At 71.9% G+C, this 17357-nt stretch carries 16 protein-coding genes and 1 pseudogene; 9 read left to right on the top strand and 8 right to left on the bottom strand.

Annotated features, from left to right (window positions below; translation table 11 throughout):
- Window positions 1-1203, top strand: coding sequence for an acyl-CoA dehydrogenase family protein (locus AQJ54_RS12760; protein ID WP_062237169.1), 1203 nt, complete (start codon window positions 1-3; stop codon window positions 1201-1203).
- Between the two features lie 54 nt (window positions 1204-1257).
- Here AQJ54_RS12760 and AQJ54_RS12755 read toward each other — a convergent pair whose 3' ends face one another.
- The 3 genes from AQJ54_RS12755 to AQJ54_RS12745 are packed head-to-tail and all read right to left on the bottom strand — an operon-like array spanning window position 1258 to window position 2766.
- On the bottom strand, window positions 1258-1923 hold the full coding sequence (locus tag AQJ54_RS12755) for a dihydrofolate reductase family protein (RefSeq protein WP_062029688.1): 666 nt from the start codon (window positions 1921-1923) through the stop codon (window positions 1258-1260).
- Window positions 1923-2420 (bottom strand): SRPBCC family protein, encoded by a 498-nt coding sequence (locus AQJ54_RS12750; protein ID WP_062029689.1) that lies wholly within the window; start codon window positions 2418-2420, stop codon window positions 1923-1925. The genes AQJ54_RS12755 and AQJ54_RS12750 overlap by 1 nt, the downstream gene beginning before the upstream one ends.
- Window positions 2401-2766: an ArsR/SmtB family transcription factor gene (locus AQJ54_RS12745; RefSeq protein WP_062029691.1), complete on the bottom strand. Its 366-nt coding sequence runs from the start codon at window positions 2764-2766 to the stop codon at window positions 2401-2403. The genes AQJ54_RS12750 and AQJ54_RS12745 overlap by 20 nt, the downstream gene beginning before the upstream one ends.
- 90 nt (window positions 2767-2856) lie before the next feature.
- Between AQJ54_RS12745 and AQJ54_RS12740 the strand changes: the two genes are divergently transcribed.
- Window positions 2857-3738: an acyl-CoA thioester hydrolase/BAAT C-terminal domain-containing protein gene (locus AQJ54_RS12740; RefSeq protein WP_062237168.1), complete on the top strand. Its 882-nt coding sequence runs from the start codon at window positions 2857-2859 to the stop codon at window positions 3736-3738.
- Between the two features lie 74 nt (window positions 3739-3812).
- On the top strand, window positions 3813-4568 hold the full coding sequence (locus tag AQJ54_RS12735) for a hypothetical protein (protein WP_062237166.1): 756 nt from the start codon (window positions 3813-3815) through the stop codon (window positions 4566-4568).
- Window positions 4569-4614: 46 nt separating this feature from the next.
- Here AQJ54_RS12735 and AQJ54_RS12730 read toward each other — a convergent pair whose 3' ends face one another.
- Window positions 4615-5535, bottom strand: a complete 921-nt coding sequence (locus AQJ54_RS12730; RefSeq protein WP_159055518.1) for an SCO2400 family protein — start codon at window positions 5533-5535, stop codon at window positions 4615-4617.
- A gap of 310 nt (window positions 5536-5845) precedes the next feature.
- A complete protein-coding gene (locus tag AQJ54_RS12725) occupies window positions 5846-6571 on the bottom strand; it encodes a TetR/AcrR family transcriptional regulator (RefSeq protein ID WP_062029696.1) in 726 nt (241 codons plus the stop codon).
- Between the two features lie 161 nt (window positions 6572-6732).
- Here AQJ54_RS12725 and AQJ54_RS12720 point away from each other — a divergent pair, with 161 nt between their 5' ends.
- The 4 genes from AQJ54_RS12720 (at window position 6733) to AQJ54_RS12705 (ending at window position 13090) form a co-directional block, all read left to right on the top strand.
- On the top strand, window positions 6733-8238 hold the full coding sequence (locus AQJ54_RS12720) for an APC family permease (protein WP_062237162.1): 1506 nt from the start codon (window positions 6733-6735) through the stop codon (window positions 8236-8238).
- A 20-nt stretch (window positions 8239-8258) separates the two neighbouring features.
- Window positions 8259-9911, top strand: a complete 1653-nt coding sequence (locus AQJ54_RS12715) for an amidohydrolase (protein WP_062237160.1) — start codon at window positions 8259-8261, stop codon at window positions 9909-9911.
- 93 nt (window positions 9912-10004) lie between these two features.
- Window positions 10005-11660 carry an NAD-dependent malic enzyme gene (locus tag AQJ54_RS12710; protein WP_062237158.1) on the top strand — a complete coding sequence of 552 codons (1656 nt, stop codon included), beginning with the start codon at window positions 10005-10007 and terminating at the stop codon, window positions 11658-11660.
- A 413-nt stretch (window positions 11661-12073) separates the two neighbouring features.
- Complete coding sequence (locus tag AQJ54_RS12705; protein WP_062237156.1) at window positions 12074-13090, top strand: LacI family DNA-binding transcriptional regulator; 1017 nt, start codon at window positions 12074-12076, stop codon at window positions 13088-13090.
- A gap of 19 nt (window positions 13091-13109) precedes the next feature.
- Here AQJ54_RS12705 and AQJ54_RS12700 read toward each other — a convergent pair whose 3' ends face one another.
- Complete coding sequence (locus AQJ54_RS12700) at window positions 13110-14657, bottom strand: glycoside hydrolase family 43 protein (RefSeq protein WP_062237154.1); 1548 nt, start codon at window positions 14655-14657, stop codon at window positions 13110-13112.
- A 123-nt stretch (window positions 14658-14780) separates the two neighbouring features.
- Between AQJ54_RS12700 and AQJ54_RS12695 the strand changes: the two genes are divergently transcribed.
- Both AQJ54_RS12695 and AQJ54_RS12690 read left to right on the top strand, forming a co-directional pair.
- Window positions 14781-16208 carry a GH1 family beta-glucosidase gene (locus tag AQJ54_RS12695; protein WP_062029708.1) on the top strand — a complete coding sequence of 476 codons (1428 nt, stop codon included), beginning with the start codon at window positions 14781-14783 and terminating at the stop codon, window positions 16206-16208.
- 127 nt (window positions 16209-16335) lie between these two features.
- A complete protein-coding gene (locus tag AQJ54_RS12690) occupies window positions 16336-16767 on the top strand; it encodes a tetratricopeptide repeat protein (RefSeq protein ID WP_062029710.1) in 432 nt (143 codons plus the stop codon).
- Between the two features lie 55 nt (window positions 16768-16822).
- Here AQJ54_RS12690 and AQJ54_RS12685 read toward each other — a convergent pair whose 3' ends face one another.
- Window positions 16823-17176, bottom strand: a complete 354-nt coding sequence (locus AQJ54_RS12685) for a VOC family protein (protein ID WP_062237152.1) — start codon at window positions 17174-17176, stop codon at window positions 16823-16825.
- 69 nt (window positions 17177-17245) lie between these two features.
- A pseudogene (locus AQJ54_RS46665) lies at window positions 17246-17357 on the bottom strand (nuclear transport factor 2 family protein); the annotation flags it as partial.

Here is a 17357-nt window from a genome sequence, read left to right as displayed (position 1 = left end):
ATGACCACCACCCACGAACCGCTCCAGGACCAGCTGGTCGCGGACTTCTACGCCTACGAGACCCTGCTGTCCGACGACGAGCGCAAGCTCCTCCTCAGGGCCCGCGACCTCATGCGCGACCAGGTCAAGCCGCTGGTCAACGAGAACTGGGCCAAGGGCGAGTTCCCGACGGAGCTCATCGGCCTGTTCCGCGAGAGCGGCCTCGCCGGCCTCCCCTACGAGGGCTACGGCGAGCACCGCCCCGCCGTCAGCAACCTGCTCAGCGGCACCATGGCCATGGAGATGGCCCGTACCGACGCCTCGGTGTCCACCTTCTTCGGCGTCCACAACGGCCTGGCCATGTACTCCATCTACTCAGGAGGCGACCAGGAGCAGCGCGACCGCTGGCTGCCGGCGATGGCGGCGATGGACAGGATCGGCGCGTTCGCGATGACCGAGCCCCTCGGCGGCTCCGACGTCGCGGGCGGCATGCGCACCACCGCCCGGCGCGAGGGCGACACCTGGGTGCTCAACGGCGCCAAGAAGTGGATCGGCAACGCCACCTTCGCCGACTACGTCGTGGTCTGGGCACGCGACGAGGACGACAACCACGTCAAGGGCTTCGTCGTCGAGAAGGACATGCCCGGCTTCGACCCGAAGAAGATCGAGAACAAGCTTGCCTTCCGCATCGTCGAGAACGGCGAGATCACCCTGACCGACGTCCGGGTACCGGAGGCCAACCGCCTTCAGAACATCGACTCCTTCCGCGACGTCGCCGAGATCCTGCGCGCGACCCGCGCGGGTGTCGCCTGGCAGGCCCTCGGTGTCATGGTCGGCGCCTACGAACTCGCCCTGGACTACGCCCGGGAGCGGAAGCAGTTCGGTCGCCCCATCGGAGGCTTCCAGCTCGTCCAGGACCTCCTGGTCAAGAGCCTCGGCAACATCACCGCGTCCTGGGGCATGCTCGTGCAGCTCGCCCGTCTCCAGGACGCCGGCATCTTCCGCGACGAACAGTCCTCGCTGGCCAAGGCGTTCGTCACCTCGCGGATGCGGGAGGTCGTCGGCTGGAGCCGCGAGATCTTCGGAGGCAACGGCATCCTCCTGGACCACGACATCCCGCGCTTCTTCGCCGACGCCGAGGCGATCTACTCCTTCGAGGGCACGCGCGAGATGAACACCCTGATCGTGGGCAAGTCGATCACCGGCCAGAGCGCGTTCGTGTGAGCGGTCTGTGCTGAAAGAACAGTCCACCTGCCCCGGGACCGCTCGGTCCCGGGGCTACCGCTTCGCGACGGTGTACGTCAGGTGGGTCACCCGGGACGACGCGTCCGCGCGGGACTGGGTGAGCGTCAGGCGGTCCGCGTCGATGTGGTCGAAGAGGCGGATGCCGGCGCCGAGAAGCACGGGGGTGAGGGTGATCGAGAACTCGTCGATCAGGCCACGGTCCAGGTACTGCTGAATCGTCTCGGCGCCCCCGGAGATGCGCACGTCCCGGTCGCCGGCCGCCTCGCGGGCCTGGAGCAGGGCGCTCTCGACGCCGTCCTGGACGAAGTGGAAGGTGGTGCCGCCCGGCCGCTCCCACGGGTCACGGCCGCTGTGGGTGAGGACGAACACCGGCGTGTGGAACGGCGCCTCCTCCGGCCAGGACAGCTCGCCGGCGTCGAACATGCGCCGGCCCATGACGCTCGCACCGGTGCGCTCGTAGATCTCCCGAGCGAAGTCGTTGTCGAGGCCCTCCTCGCCGCCCTCGCCGAAGCCGAGGCTCTCCCGGAACCACCGCAGCGGGAACACCCACGCCTGGAGCTCCGACCACTTCGCCAGCCAGCGCCGGGCCCTCGGGTCGTCGCGGCCCTCGGGCGTGAAGACGACCTCGGCGGGCACGTCCTCGGGCGCCATGAAGCCGTCCAGCGACATCGTCACGCTGAAGAACACCTTCCCGGACATCAGCTCTCCGTTCCGTGGCGAAGGCCGGCGACGTAGGCGGCCAGGTGGCTCAAGGTCTGCTCGCCGCCCTCCACCGCGTGGTACTTCTCCACCGCCTGGTCGCGGAGTTCCCTGGTCGGGAACACGGTCCGCATCGCGATCCGGGTCCGCTCACCGGTGGACTCGAAGGTCAGGAAGGACTCGAACGCGTCGGGGTCCGTGGGGGACTCGCCGTGCAGCAGCGCGATCCGCTGCGGCGGGACGATCTCCCGCCAGGTGATCCACTCCTGGTAGTCGGTGCCGTCCGGCCCGTGCATCACGAAGTCCCACGCACCGCCCACGCGGAACTCGAAGGACCGCGTCGTGGTCGTGAACCCCTCGGGTCCCCACCAGCGCGACAGGTGCCGGACCTGTGTGAACGCCTCGAACACCAGCTCCCGTGGGGCGTCGATCTCCCGGGAGATCAGGATTTCGCGGTCCGCGGTCGCGGACTCACCGTCACTGCTCGTCGTCGCCATGGTCCGGTCCTTCCTGTCCTGCCTGCTTCAACTCCCGCACGTAGTCGTCCAGTCGGTCGAAGCTCTCGTTCCAGAACCGCTCGAAGCCACCCACCCACTCGTGGATCGGCCGCAACCCGCGGGCGTCCAGGCCGTACAGCCGCTGCTTGCCGGCCTCACGCACCTTCACCAGTCCGACCTCCCGCAACACCCGCAGATGCTTGGACGCCTGCGGCTGGGTCATCCCCAGGTCTCGCGCCAGCTCGGTCACCGGCCGCTCACCGCCCCGCAGCAGCACCAGGATGTCCCGCCGCTGCGGTTCGGCTATCGCGTTGAACGCGTCCGAGGTCGTCGCCGCTCGTGCCATGACGTCATCGTATGCCTATATCGGCATGCGTCAAGGGATGGTCACCCGTGTAGCGTCAAGGCGTACCTACCGGGACGCGGGAGACCCATCGTGACCACGCACGCAACGGACGTCATCGAGCGTGACCTCACGGAGCCCTGGCAAGGGATCCTGGCCGCCCCCGCGCCCCGCAGAGGCCGCGCCGGCGCTCTGGTCCTGGCGGGCTCCAGTGGCCGGGTGGAGCGCGATCGCGTCCGGCTCCTGGCCCGGCAGGGCGTGACCGCACTGTCGATCCGCTGGTTCGGCGGGCCGGGCCAGTCTCCCGGGATCTGCGAGATCCCCCTGGAGACCTTCACCACCGCCGTCGACCTCCTCCGGGCGAACGGCGCGGAGCGGGTCGGCATTCTGGGTACGTCCAAGGGCGCCGAGGCGGCTCTGCTCACAGCGGTGCACGACCCGCGCGTGGACGTGGCCGTGGCTCTGTCGCCCACCTCCCGCGTCTGGTGCAACGTCGGCCCGGGCCCGGACGGAGCGACGCACCCCTACCGGTCCTCCTGGACCTGGCGCCGACAGCCGTTGCCCTTCGTGCCGTTGGACGACTCCTGGACGCCGGCCGAGCCCGACGGCGACCCCGTCGCCATTCGCGGATGGTACGAACTCAGCGAGCGGACCCACGCCGACAGGCTCGCCGCGGCGGACATCCCCGTGGAGCGCGCACGGGCCGAACTGCTGCTCGTCGCGGGCGGCGACGACGCGATGTGGCCGTCCCTGCCCTTCGCTGAACGGCTCGCCGCACGCCGTCGCGCGGCTGGTGCGACCGTGCGCCTGATCGCCCGCCCCGACGCCGGCCACCGTCCGCGACTGCCCGGCGAGGGCCCCGCGCCGGCGTCTTCGCAGTTCCGCTACGGCGGCACCCCCGAAGCCGACGCCCTCCTCGGAGCCGCCGCCTGGCCACACCTCCTGGACCTGTTGCACGGCACCGGCGCCCAGTAGAGCTACGTCACGGACTGCGCCCGACGGTCACCCCTGCTCCGGCGATGTCAGTGCGGGCGTCTACTGTGCCGACCATGGAGACGATCTACCAGACCTGGGCGGAGACAGTCGCGCTGTTCGAACGCCGCGGCTTCCCGGCGGAGACCTACGGCAGCCTGGACGAAGAGGAGTACATCCTGCATCCCGGGCCCGCGGCACTGCCCGGCTCCCTCTGGCTGGACGATCACCAGTACCGGCACCAGAACCCCTGGATCGACGCGGGCGGGCGGCCCGAGTACGAGGGCATCGACGGCGCGGTCACCGGATACGTCATCGACGGCGACCTCGACGTCGACGGCAACATCCTCAACCTGGAGTACGGCAGCCCGTCGCTGATCGTGCTCGGTGATCTGAAGGCGGCCAACCTCGTCCTCGGCGGTTCGTCGCACGTTCTCGTCCAGGGGGACATCCGAGTCGAGACCTTCGTCGGCAACTCCACCGACCAACTCGTCGACGTCCGTGGTGACTTGCGCGCCGCGCTGGCGATCCTCCGGGACGAGTTCGTGCCCGAGGTCGGCGGCCGGCTGCGAGGACGGGCCCTGGTCCCCGATCATCTCGATCTGGCCGACCATGGCGTGGCCGTCGAGGACCCCGCCCCGCACGCGGGCCTCTCCGAACTGCTGGTGCCCGAGGTCCTCGGCACCGACGGAGAGGACCCCGGCGACGACGTCCACCTCGCCGAGAAGCGTCTGCGCTACGAGCACATGATCGACCGTCTGGTGCGGGGCCTTCCCGTGATACGCGGCGGCCGCACCGTCGCCCCGTTGGAGGAACTCCCGCCGGTGAAGTAGGACGCCCCGGCGTGCCGCCCGGGGACCGGACCCGGGCGGCCGGTGTTCAGCTGATGCAGAGCAGGTTGAGCACGCACAGTCCCGCCGGATCGGTCGCCGACGACGAGGAGTTCGACGAACCCGACGTCTGCGTGGTGCCGGAACTCGTGCCGGTGTCGGTGCTCGACCCCGTGGTGGTCGTCGACGTGCCCGTGCTCGTGGAGGTCGAACCGGTCGGCGCCGTGGACGACGGCGTCTGCGCCGTCGTCGAACCGGACGCGCCGGTCGTGCCGCTACCGCTGTCGGCGCCGACGGCCGCCGACGTGGAGACCGTGGACTGTGACTGCGACTGCGAGCGCGCCGCGGTCCTCGCCGTGGGCGTGGGCGAGCCGACGGAGTCCGTGCGGACGGAGGAACCGCCCGTGGTGGACGCCGAGTCGGTCGTGCGCCGGTGCTTGGCGATCGTCGTGGCGGGTGTGCCCGAGGTGGACCGATGCGCGTCGCCCGCGGTCGTGCCGTTGACGGAGTCGTCCGAGGTGGGCAGTTCCGAGACTCCCATGGCCCGGTTGTCCGGCGCGGTGGCCGCCTGGGCGCGGGTGCCGGACCCCTGGTTCATCGCGGAGACGGTCAGGCCGCCACCGACGAGGGCGACCGCGGTCGCGACGACGGCCTTGCGCTGGTTCTTCTTCCAGCGGACCCGCTGGCGCCGCCGGGCCGCCCGGCCCTCCGTGACCACTGGCGCGTCGGACACGTCCTCGGAGGCGGGGCCGAGGTCGGTCGCGGCGGGCTCCTCGTGGTGGCCCGCGTCGTGCCAGGTGGGTGCTTCGTCCCAGGCCGTTGCCGCCGTGCCCGTCGTCGCGTAAACGTGGGCGGGGGGAGCGATGTCGGGGGCGTAGGCGCCGCATCCGGGACACGCCAGGGCGCCGTTGAGATGCCGACGGCACGAGGAGCAGTAGTCCATCTGGTCTTCCTGAGTCGACTGCACCATCGGCCCAGTGGCCGTGGCCGGTCTCGTTCGCACGGGGGATCGAGCCGAGGTAAAAGTAGCGACGCTTTCGAAAGGCGGTGTGCAGCCTGTGTGATGCTCCTGCGGAGATGTCCCAGGGGTGCGGTGATCATGGGGCGTACCGCGCATTCGCGCCCCCTGTTCCCGCCGTACAGCACCCTGTCGAGGCCCTGTGGTGGGCCTTTCTCCCAACACGCCTCCTGCCACGGCGAGTTGCCTGTGAGGTCCGGTTGGCCGGGACGCCCCCACCACACTCCAGCCGCTCAACCCGCGAGCCCCCCCCTGGAAGGCCTCAGCCGCCCACCGCCCCCACCCCACCCGCAGCGCCGTTCCGCGACGCCCGCGCCGCCAACGCCTCGAGGAGCAGTTCCACCGCCTCCTCGAACGAGCCGTCCGCCATCCCCGGCAGCTCCTGGCGGACGGCGGTGAGTGCCGGGTACGTCGACGGGTCGAGGTCCTGGTAGACGTTCCGCCAGGCCCGCTGGTCGGCCTCCCGCTGCGGGCGGGGGAGTGCCTTGAAGGCCGCTTCCGCCGCCGCGTGGCTGAGCACCGTGTCGATGAAGGCGAGGTAGAGCCGGGCGGCGGCGGACGGTTCGAAGCCCGCGGTCAGCAGCAGGCCGATGCCCATGTCCACCGCCCGGATCTCGTTCCTGCGCCGGGTCACCCGGTGCGCGGCCAGCGCGGCGGCGCGCGGATGGGCGAGGTATCCGGCGCGGACCCGCAGGGCCATCTGGCGCAGTGAGGCCACCCAGTCGTCCCCGGGCGCGAAGCCCTCCATCGCGTCGCCGATGATCCGGTCGGCGATGGCGAGGACCAGGTCGTCGGTGTCGTGGAAGTAGCGGTACAGCGCGGTCGGGTCGCAGCCGAGCGCCGCACCGAGCCTGCGCACGCTCAGTGCCTCGGGGCCGTGCTCGCCGATCAGCCGCAGCGCGGTCTGCACGATCAGCTCCTCGGACAGCAGGACTCCGGAACGGGTGGGCCGCCGACGCCGGCGCTCCGGCGGGACACGGGTGGTCATGGGCGGGACTCCTCTCGACGCGGCCCGCACAGTGAACGGCCCCCGGCCTCCTTACGTCAACAGGGTTGACCGAATGTGGACGCCGGCGGTTCCATCTCCTCACCGCGCGGCTCTTCCTCCGTCTCCCGTCCCCGACGTCTCCCGTCCCCGAGGAGCCCTCCATGTCGTCAGCACCGCCCGTGTCCTCCCCGCCCGGAACCGCGCTGCGCCGTTCCCTGGGCGTCGTCGACGGCGTAGCCCTCGCCGCCTCCAGCACCGCGGCCACCACCAGCATCGCCATCGGCATGGGCACGATCGCGACCATCGTGGGCCTCCAGGCCCCGGCCCTGCTGCTCCTGGCCTTCCTGCCGGTGCTCGGCATCGCCACCGCCTACGCCCGCCTCAACCGCTCCGAGCCCAATATGGGCAACGGCTACGTCTGGGTCGGCAGATCCCTCGGCCCCTGGCCCGGCTTCCTGACCGGCTGGGTCACCCTGGTCGGCTCGATCATCTTCTGCGCCTACACCAGCGCGATCATGGGCTCGGTGGTGCTGATCTTCGCCAACAAGGCGGGCCTGCACAGCGTCGCCGGCATCGCCCTGGACCCGACGTCCACCGGTGTCACCACGGCGGTCGGCCTGGTGATCCTCGTCGGCCTGACCGTCCTCGCCGTCACCGGCATCCGGGCCGCCACCCGCTTCCAGTTCGCCCTCCTGGTCTTCGAGTACGCGGTCCTGCTGGCGTTCTGCGGCTGGGCCCTGATCACCGGCGACCACGCCTTCTCGCTCTCCTGGTTCAACCCCCTGGAGATCTCCAGCGGCAAGACCTTCGCCCAGGGCATGGTCCTCGCGGTGTTCTTCTTCTGGGGCTGGGACGCGGCCTTCAGCGTCAACGAGGAGACCAGGAGCCCCGGCGAGGCGGCCCGCGGCGGCCTCATCGCCCTGTTCGCCATGCTCGGCCTGTTCCTCTTCGCCTCGGTCGCCTTCCAGCGCGAGATGAGCCTCGCCGAACTCGTGAAGAACGGCCCCCAGGCCCTCCCGTACCTCGGCGAGAAGCTGGCCTCCGAACCCTGGGCCACGCTGCCCGTGGTCGCGCTGATGTTCTCCGCCGTCGCCTCCGTGCAGGCCACCCTGATCCCCACCGCCCGCGGACTGTTCGCCATGAGCCGCGACCGCACCATGGGACCGCTGTGGACCCGCATCCACCCCCGCTACGGCACCCCCGCCGCCGGTACCGCCGTCGTGATGGCCATCGCCGCGGTGATCGCCCTGCTCGCCGTCGCCATCCCCAAGCTCAGCGACATGCTGCTGGCCGCCGTCAACGCCATCGGCCTGATCGTCGCCCTCTACTACGGTCTCACCGCGCTCGCCTGCGCCGTCCGCTTCCGCGCCGCCCGCCACGAGGGCGCCCGGGAGGCACTGCTCGCCGTCGGCGTGCCCGCGGTGTCCGGCCTGATCCTGCTGGGCCTCGGCGGCTACCTCGCCTACTCGTACCTGACCATGAGCGACCACTTCGCCCTCAGCCCGGACAACGGCTGGTTCATGTTCTCGCTGCCCGCCGCGATCGTCCTGGCCGGCCTCGGCATGGCCGCGGTCGCCAAGTACGCGCGCCACTCCCCGTACTTCACCACCGGGCGCGGCACCGACGCCGACGCACTGACCCTGCCGATGGACCGCACGGCGGTCTGACCCCCACTGGAGCCACACCCATGTCACCCACCGCGGACCTCGTCCTGACCGGCGGTCCCGTGCACACCGTCGATCCCGCCCGCAGCCGCGCCACCTCCGTGGCCGTACGCGACGGGCGGATCGTCGCCGTCGGCCATGACGAGGTGCGCGAGCTGATCGGCCCGCGCACCGAAGTCGTGGACCTGAAAGGCAAGTTGCTGCTCCCCGGCTTCCAGGACGCACACGTCCACCCGCAGGGCGCCGGACTCGAACTCGGCCTGTGCCACCTCGCCGACACCGTCGACCCCGCCGAGTACCTGCGCCGGATCAGGGAGTACGCCGACCGGAACCCGGACGTCGAGTGGATCACCGGCGGCGGCTGGTCCCTGGAGGCGTTCCCCGGCGGCGCCCCCACCGCCGAGGCCCTCGACGCGATCGTCCCCGACCGCCCCGTCTTCCTGCCCAACCGCGACCACCACGGCGCCTGGGTCAACAGCCGCGCCCTGGAGCGCGCCGGCATCGACGCCCGTACCCCCGACCCCGCCGACGGCCGCATCGAACGCGACGCCGACGGCAACCCCACCGGAATGCTCCAGGAGGGCGCCGTCCACCTGGTGGGCAAGCTGGTCCCGGACCCGACTCCCGAGGACCAACTCGCCGCGCTGCTGCGGGCGCAGGCCGTACTGCACTCGTACGGAGTCACCGCCTGGCAGGACGCCATCGTGGGCGCGTACGCCAACATGGCCGATCCGGCGCCCAGTTACCTGGCCGCCCTCGACCAGGGCCTGCTCACCGCCCGAGTGGTCGGCGCCCTGTGGTGGGACCGCGAGCGTGGCGCCGAGCAGATCCCCGAACTCCTCGCCCGCCGCGAGCAGTTGCACCGGGACCGGTTCCGGTCCTGCACCGTGAAGGTCATGCAGGACGGCATCGCGGAGAACCACACCGCCGCGATGCTCACCCCCTATCTGACCGGCTGCGGCTGCTCCTCCGACAACAGCGGCATCAGCTTCGTCGAACCCGGCGAGCTGAAGAAGTACGTCACCGAACTCGACGCCTCCGGCTTCCAGGTCCACTTCCACGCGCTCGGCGACCGCGCGGTGCGCGAGGCCCTCGACGCCGTGGAGTCCGCCCGCACGGCCAACGGATGGCGGGACACCCGCCACCACCTGGCCCACCTCCAGGTCGTGCACCCGCACGACGTCCCCCGCTTCCGTGCCCTGGGCGCGAGCGCCAACCTCCAGATGCTGTGGGCCGCCCACGAACCCCAGATGGACGAACTGACCCTGCCCTTCCTGGGCGCGGAACGCGGCGCACGCCAGTACCCCTTCGGCGACCTGCTGCGGGCCGGCGCCACCCTCGCCGCCGGCAGCGACTGGCCGGTCAGCAGCCCCGACCCCTTCCAGGCCATCCACGTCGCCGTCAACCGCGTCTCCCCGGGCGCCCCCGAGGGCACCCCGGAGTTCCTCCCCGGCCAGCGCCTCGACCTCGGCACCGCCCTCGCCGCGTACACGGCGGGCAGCGCCCACGTGAACCACCTCGACGACATCACCGGCAGCATCACCGTCGGAAAGTCGGCCGACCTCGTCGTACTCGACCGGGATCCGTTCGCGGGCCCGCCCGAGGAGATCGCCGCCACCCGGGTCCTCGAGACCTTCGTCGAGGGACGGCGGGTGCACACGGCCGACGACGCCTGAAACCGCCGTACACCCGGACGGGGCGGCTGATTCGGACACGGGTCGACGGGGCACAGGAGTAGCTGGTCCGGAACCGTCGACCCGAGGAACGTCATGGCACCCCACACCCCCCAGGTCCGCGGAGCGGCCCTGCTCGCCGATCCCCTCCTCAACAAGGGCACCGCCTTCACCGCCGACGAGCGGGCCGCACTCGGCCTGGACGGCTTGCTGCCACCGGCGACCGAGACCCTCGACGAGCAGGCCGACCGGGCGTACCACGCGTTCCTCGGCTACGACAAGCCGCTCCACCGGCACATCTACCTGCGCCAGCTCCAGGACACCAACGAGGTGCTCTTCTACCACCTGCTCACCCGGCACCTGGAGGAGATGCTGCCGGTCGTCTACACCCCCACGGTCGGTGAGGCCTGCCGCAGGTTCAGCGAGATCTACCGCAGGCCCCGCGGACTGTTCCTGACCTACGAGGACCGGCACCGCTTCCGCGAGATCCTGCGCAACCGGCCCGGCGGCGAGGTCGACGTCATCGTCGTCACCGACGGGCAGCGCATCCTCGGCCTCGGCGACCAGGGCGTCGGCGGCATGGGCATCCCCATCGGCAAGCTCAGCCTCTACACCGCCATCGGCGGCATCCGCCCCGCCCGCACCCTCCCGATCCTCCTCGACGTCGGCACCGACAACGAGGAGCTGCTGGCCAACGAGCACTACCTGGGCCGCCGGCAGCACCGGGTGACCGGCGAGGAGTACGACGAGATGATCGAGGCGTTCGTCTCCGCCGTGGAGGCCGAACTGCCCGGGACCCTGCTCCAGTGGGAGGACTTCGCGACCGCCCACGCCCGCCCGATCCTCACCCGCTACCAGGACCGCCTGCTCACCTTCAACGACGACATCCAGGGCACCGCCGCCGTGGCCCTGGGCGCGCTGACCACCGCCACCAAGGTCGCCGGGACCGCCCTCACCGATCACCGCATCGTCGTCCTCGGCGCGGGCTCCGCGGCGATCGGCGTCGCCGACATGATCCGCGCCGCGCTGGTGGAGGAGGGCCTGTCCGAACAGGAGGCGGCCGACCGGTTCTGGTTCGTCGACATCGACGGCCCCCTGGTGCGCTCCCGCACCGACCTCACCCCCGAGCAGCGGACCTACGCCCGCGACGACGAGGAGGTACGGCAGTGGGGCGGGGACACCCCCGACCTCGCCCGGGTCGTCCGCGAGGTGGAGCCGACGGTGCTGATCGGGCTGTCCACGGCACACGGCGCCTTCACCGAGGACATCGTGCGGACGATGGCCGACTCCTGCGACCGGCCGGTGATCCTGCCGCTGTCCAACCCGACCTCGAACGCCGAGGCCGACCCCGCCGACCTCGCCCGCTGGACCGACGGCCGGGCCCTGATCGCCGCGGGATCGCCCTTCCCGCCGCTGAAGGTGGACGGCCGCGAGGTCCCGGTCGCGCAGGCCAACAACGTGTACGTCTTCCCCGCCGTCGGCCTCGCGGTGACCGCGAGCCGGGCCACCCGGGTCACCGACCGCATGATGGTCGCGGCGGCCCGTGCCCTGGGCGACTGCGCGGTCCGGGCGGGCACCGACGGCGCCACCCCGCTGCTGCCGCCGCTGGCGAGCATGCGGGACGCGGCCCGGGACATCGCGCTCGCCGTGGCCCTGACGGCCGTCGAGGACGGTGTCGCCCCCGAGGCCGACGAGGAACAGCTGCGCGAAGCGATCGCGACGACCCAGTGGACACCGCGGTACGGGTCCTGACCCGGGGCTCGGCGCCCGTGGCGAACGGGGTGCCCGCCACGCGCCCAGCCCGCTCCCCAGCGCCGCGAGAACGGGGAAGCGCCCCCTCGTCCTTCCGCGGGAAGCCCGAGACGGGCCCGGGGCGGGGGCCCGGGGCGAGGGCCCGGGCGGCACGCCGAGGGCGGGCACCGGGTGCCGCGCGGCCGCCCGCCGGGGCCGCGACGCCGCCTTCGATACAAGCCCTGGCCGCCGCCCGCGGACCGCCGACCGCGGACCGTAGACCGCCGCCCGCCGCCCGCCGCCCGCCGCCCGCCGCCCGCCGCCCTCGCCCGCCGCCCGTTGCCCGCCGCCCACGGCCCCGCTCCGCGCCCTGTGGCAGGATCGGCGGCGGGCGCGGGGCCGCCCGCGGGGGTCGAGGGCAGAGGACGAGTGACATGGACCGGCCGCCAGGCATGATGGACGTGGCCCGCGAGGCCGGCGTCTCGCACATCACCGTCTCCCGTGTCGTCAACGGCCACCCCTCGGTCCGCCCGGAGACCCGCACCCGCGTCGAGGCGGCCATCCAGAAGCTGGGCTACCGCCGCAACAGCGTCGCCAGGGCCCTCAAGAGCCGCCGCTCCTCCACGATCGGGGTGGTGATCGTCGGGTCGGACCTCTTCGAGCTGCCGCGCATCCTCCTCGGCGTGGAGACCGCCGCCAAGACGGCCGGCTACTGGGTGAGTCTGGCCAGCAGGCAGGGCGAGAGCACCACGGGCGACCTCGTCGAGACGCTCCAGCGGCTCACCGACCAGTCGGTGGAGGCGATCGCGGTCGTCACCGACCGGCCGGTCGCGGTGGAGGCGCTGTCGGGCCTCTCCTTCGAGGTGCCGGTGGCGGTGGTGATGTTCGGCGGCGGGTCCCACCCCGACCTGAGCTTCGTCGAGGTGGACCAGGAACTCGGCGCCCGCCTCGCAACCCGCCACCTCCTCGAACTGGGACACCGGGACATCGCCCATCTGACGGGCGCGCTGCGCACCTTCGACGCCCGGGCCCGCGTCGAGGGCTGGCGGGCCGAACTCGCCGCCGCCGGTGCCGAAGGAGTCCTGCTGGAGGGCGACTTCAGCGCCGAGAGCGGCTTCCGCCTCGCCCATCGGCTCTGCGACGCCGACGCCGGCCCGCCCACCGCGGTCTTCGCCGGGAACGACCTGATGGCCATGGGCGTGCTGGCGGCCTTCGCCGAGCGGGGCGTCAGAGTGCCGCGGGACGTGTCCCTCGTCGGCTTCGACGACATGAAGGGCGCCGACTTCCTGGTGCCCGCCCTGACCACGGTCCGCCAGGACTTCGCCCGTCTCGGCCGCAGTGCCATCGAGCAACTGGTGCGGATGCTGGGCGGGGAGCCCGCGCAGCGCCGGAGGCTCACCCCGGAACTCGTCGTACGGAACAGCACGGCCGCACCCCGCGCGCACTCCTGAGGCTCACCCCGCCGGTGCCTCAGTCACGGTCGGGGACGTACTCGAACCACCGCACGTGCGCCTCCCCTTCACCCGTGCCCGAGGTGCCGTAGAGGCCGAGGTGGACGCCCACGAAACCACCGGCCCGTTCCGTGCTGAAGAAGGGCCGCTCGATGCTGCCCACGGTCGACCGGGCGCCGTCCTCGACGTGGAAGGCGTAGGCGGCCTCGTCGCCGTCCACGGCCAGGACGACCTCGGTCCCGGTGACCGGCACGGCCCCGAGGCGGGTGGAGATGCCCGCGTCCACGGCGGTCAGGACGGCCTGCCGGGTGCCGTCGCCGTCGACGGTGAGGGCGAGGGTGGCGTGCCGGCGCTCGTTCTGGAAGACGACCAGTCCCGCTTCCTGCCCGGGCGCGGGCGCGGTCAGACGGACGAGGGCGGCGGCCCGCATCCGCAGGTGCTGTTGAGGGCGGGCGACGAACGCGGGCGTCCCGGTCGAGCTGAGGGGCTCGGGGGAGAGGCGGATCGACAGCCCGCCCTCGCCGGGAAGCGGGAACACGAGGTGGTCGGTCGGCCCCCGTAGGCCGGTCCACTCGGGGCCCAGCGCGGGACCCGCGAAGTCGTCCCGCACCGGGCGCCCGTCCGGGGCCGGGGGTGCGGCGACCCCCGCGGGCAGTCGCTCCGACAGACCCACGCGGCCCGTCTCCGGCGCGAACACCGGGCCCCTGTCGGTCCATTCGACGGGGACGAGGAACACCTCGCGGCCGAGGGTGTGGGTGCCGTCGGTCGGTCGTGTCCCCAGGACCACGGCCCATGTCTCACCGGCCGGGGTGTCGACGAGGTCGGCATGGCCGACGTTGTGGACCGGTTCGGCCGCCCCGCGGTGGCGGTGGGTGAGCAACGGGCTTCTGGGATCGGTGGTGTAGGGGCCGGTGACGGACTCGGCGCGGGCCGCCGTGACGGCGTGATGGTGTTCGGTGCCGCCCTCCGCGGCGATCAGGTGGTACACCCCGTCCCGCTTGTACAGGTGCGGTGCCTCCACCCACGCGCCCCGTACCGCGCCGTACCAGAGAGCGTACGTGGGACCGGTCAACTCCTGCCTGTGCAGGTCGAGTTCGCGCATCCACAGCTCGCCCGGACCTGTCTCCTCCGGCTCGGCGGCGTCGCGGCAGGCGGTGAACCAGCAGCGGCCGTCGTCGTCGAAGAAGAGCGACGGGTCGATGCCCTCGGCGTCCAGGGCGACCGGGTCCGACCACGGGCCGGCCGGGTCCGAGGCCGTGAAGAGGTGTGTGGTGCTGCCCCGGCGGCCCCGCGCAAGGGTCACGACCACGTAGAAGGTGCCCTCGTGATGGCGGATCGTGGCGGCCCACAGGCCGTCCGAGACGTCCAGCCCGGTCAGTGACACCTGTGACGGACGGTCGACGACGTGACCGAGCGGTGTCCAGTCCACCAGGTCACGGCTGTGGTGGACGGGCAGCCCGGGGAAGTACGCGAACGCCGACGTGACCAGGTAGTAGTCCGCCCCGACCCGGCAGATCGAGGGGTCCGGACGGCTGCCCGGGAGAACGGGGTTGGAGAAGGTCGGCACGGGGCGAACTCCGGAGCGCAAGAAGGGGAGCGGGATTCTTCGGGTGAGACCTTGACAGCTTGTTAACGTTAACATCACCGTGGATCCCGGCCGCAGTCCTCAGCGTCCCCGAAGGGATCCCGCATGCCGACAGACCAGTCCCCGTCCTTCCCCGACCACTTCCTCATCGGCTCCGCGACCGCCTCCTACCAGATAGAGGGCGCCGCCACCGAGGACGGACGCGGTCCCTCCATCTGGGACACCTACTCCCACACGCCGGGCAAGACGTGGAACGGCGACACCGGCGACGTGGCCGCCGACCACTACCACCGCCTCGAAGCGGACCTCGACCTCATGGCGTCGCTGGGCCTGAAGGCGTACCGGTTCTCCCTGGCCTGGCCGCGCATCCAGCCCACCGGCCGCGGCCCGGCCAACCCCAAGGGGCTGGACTTCTACAGCCGCCTGGTCGACGGCCTGCTGGCGCGGAACATCGTCCCGGTCGCGACCCTCTACCACTGGGACCTGCCCCAGGCCCTGGAGGACGAGGGGGGCTGGACGAACCGGGCGACCGCCGAGGCCTTCGCCGAGTACGCCCGTATCGCCGGGGAGGCCCTCGGCGACCGGGTCGCGATCTGGACCACGCTGAACGAACCGTGGTGCTCCGCCTACCTCGGCTACGGCTCGGGCGCCCACGCCCCCGGCCGCACCGACGGTGCCGAGGCGCTGACCGCGGTCCACCACCTCAACCTCGCCCACGGGCTGGCGGTCGAACAGCTCAGGGCGGTCACCACCAACGACCCGCAGTACTCGATCACCCTGAACTTCCATGTCCTGCGCGGCGAGGGCGACGGCGCCGACGAGGCCGTACGCCGTATCGACGCCCTCGCCAACCGTGCCTTCACCGAGCCCCTGCTGCGCGGCCACTACCCCAAGGACCTCATCGAGGACACCGCCGGGATCACCGACTGGTCGTTCGTGCGGGACGGCGACCTCGCCCGGATCCACCAGCCGCTGGACCTGCTCGGCGTCAACTACTACGCCACCACCCGGGTCCGCCTTTGGGACGGCGGGACGGAACGGCAGAACAACGACGGTCACAAGGACATGGGCGGTTCGCCCTGGCCCGGCTCGCCCCAGGTCGAGTTCGTCGCGCAGGAGGGCCCGCACACGGCCATGGGCTGGAACATCGACCCGGACGGCCTCGAAGAACTGCTCCTGGACCTGCACACCCGGTTCCCGGACCAGCCGCTGGTCATCACCGAGAACGGGGCGGCCTTCGAGGACCGGGTCACCGTCGGCCCCGACGGCACCCACGCGGTCCACGACCCCGAGCGGGTCGACTACCTCCACCGGCACGTCACGGCGGCGCACCGGGCGCTGGCCGCGGGGGTCGATCTGCGGGGGTACTTCGTGTGGTCGCTGATGGACAACTTCGAGTGGGGGTACGGCTATTCGAAGCGCTTCGGCATCGTCCACGTGGACTACGACACCCAGCGGCGCACGCTCAAGGACAGCGCGCTGTGGTACCGGGAGCTGGCGAGGACGGGGACGGTGCCGCCGATCGGTGGGTGAGGTGCGGAGTGTGGCGGTGAGCGTGCGGGGGAGGGGCGCGGAATAGCCGGTCGAGGGGGCGTGTTGCGAGGGGGTGATTGAAGCGTCAACAAATGGAGACGGCAGAGCTCTCGGTGAGGGAGGAACCATGACCGACAACCTCAACGCCTACCCGGCGAGCGACGGGGTCGCCCCCGACCGCTGGGCCAGCGCGCTGCACCTCTTCGACAACGGCCCCGGCGGAGCCCGCGAGGAGAGCACGGCGGAGCGCTGGGAGCGGGCCCGACTCCTGTTCGACGCGCGGGACTACAGCGCGGCTGCGAAGCTGCTCCCGGCCGTCGTCGAGGAGGCCCCGGAGCAGACCGGCCCGCGCCTGCTGCTGGCCCGCGCCTACTACCACTCCGCCCAACTCAAGCGCGCGGAGGACCAGTTGCGGCTGATCGTCGAACGCGACCCGGTGGAGCACTACGCCCACCTGATGCTCGGCCGCACCCTGCAACGCCAGGGCCGCGAGAGCGAGGCGACCCCTTGGCTGCGCATGGCGGACGCCTTCGCGGGGGAGTTCCCGGACGACGAGTAAGGACGAGTAAGGACGAGTAAGGACGAGTGGGGGGGGGGCGGGCGCCGGCGCAAGGTCAGGCGGGCTGCCACAGTTCGATCCGGTTGCCCTCGGGGTCGGTGATCCAGCCGAAGCGGCCGACGCCCTCCATGTCCTGGGTCGCCTCGGCCACGTCCGCTCCCCGCTCGCGCAGCTGGGCGAGCATCGCGTCCAGGTCGCGGACCCGGAAGTTGAGCATGGTCTGCTGGGTGCGGGACCCGAAGTAGTCGGTCCCGGCCTCGAACGCCGCGAACACCGTGGGACCGGCCTCCGGACGCCACAGACCGTTCTCGTCGGCCTCCAGCCCCAGGCAGTCGCGGTACCAGGCGCTCAGGGCCGCGGGGTCGGTGGCCCGCAGGAAGTAACCGCCGATTCCAAGCACACGTTCCATGACGTCATCCTGCCAGGACACCGACGGGACGGGCCGGAACAGAGCCCGTCCCGAACGGACGAGCCGCCCTCAGGGGCTCATGGCGTCGCGGACGAGAGCGGTGTCGACGAACTGTTCGAAGCGGACGATGAGTCCGCCGCGGACGACGAAGTGGTGGGCCACGCGGACGTCGATCGGCTTG

It is taken from the genome of Streptomyces griseorubiginosus, from assembly GCF_001514195.1.
GTDB classification, from domain to species: domain Bacteria; phylum Actinomycetota; class Actinomycetes; order Streptomycetales; family Streptomycetaceae; genus Streptomyces; species Streptomyces griseorubiginosus.
The sequence above is the reverse complement of the archived record's forward strand: the minus strand, read 5'-3'. Positions and strand labels throughout refer to the sequence as shown.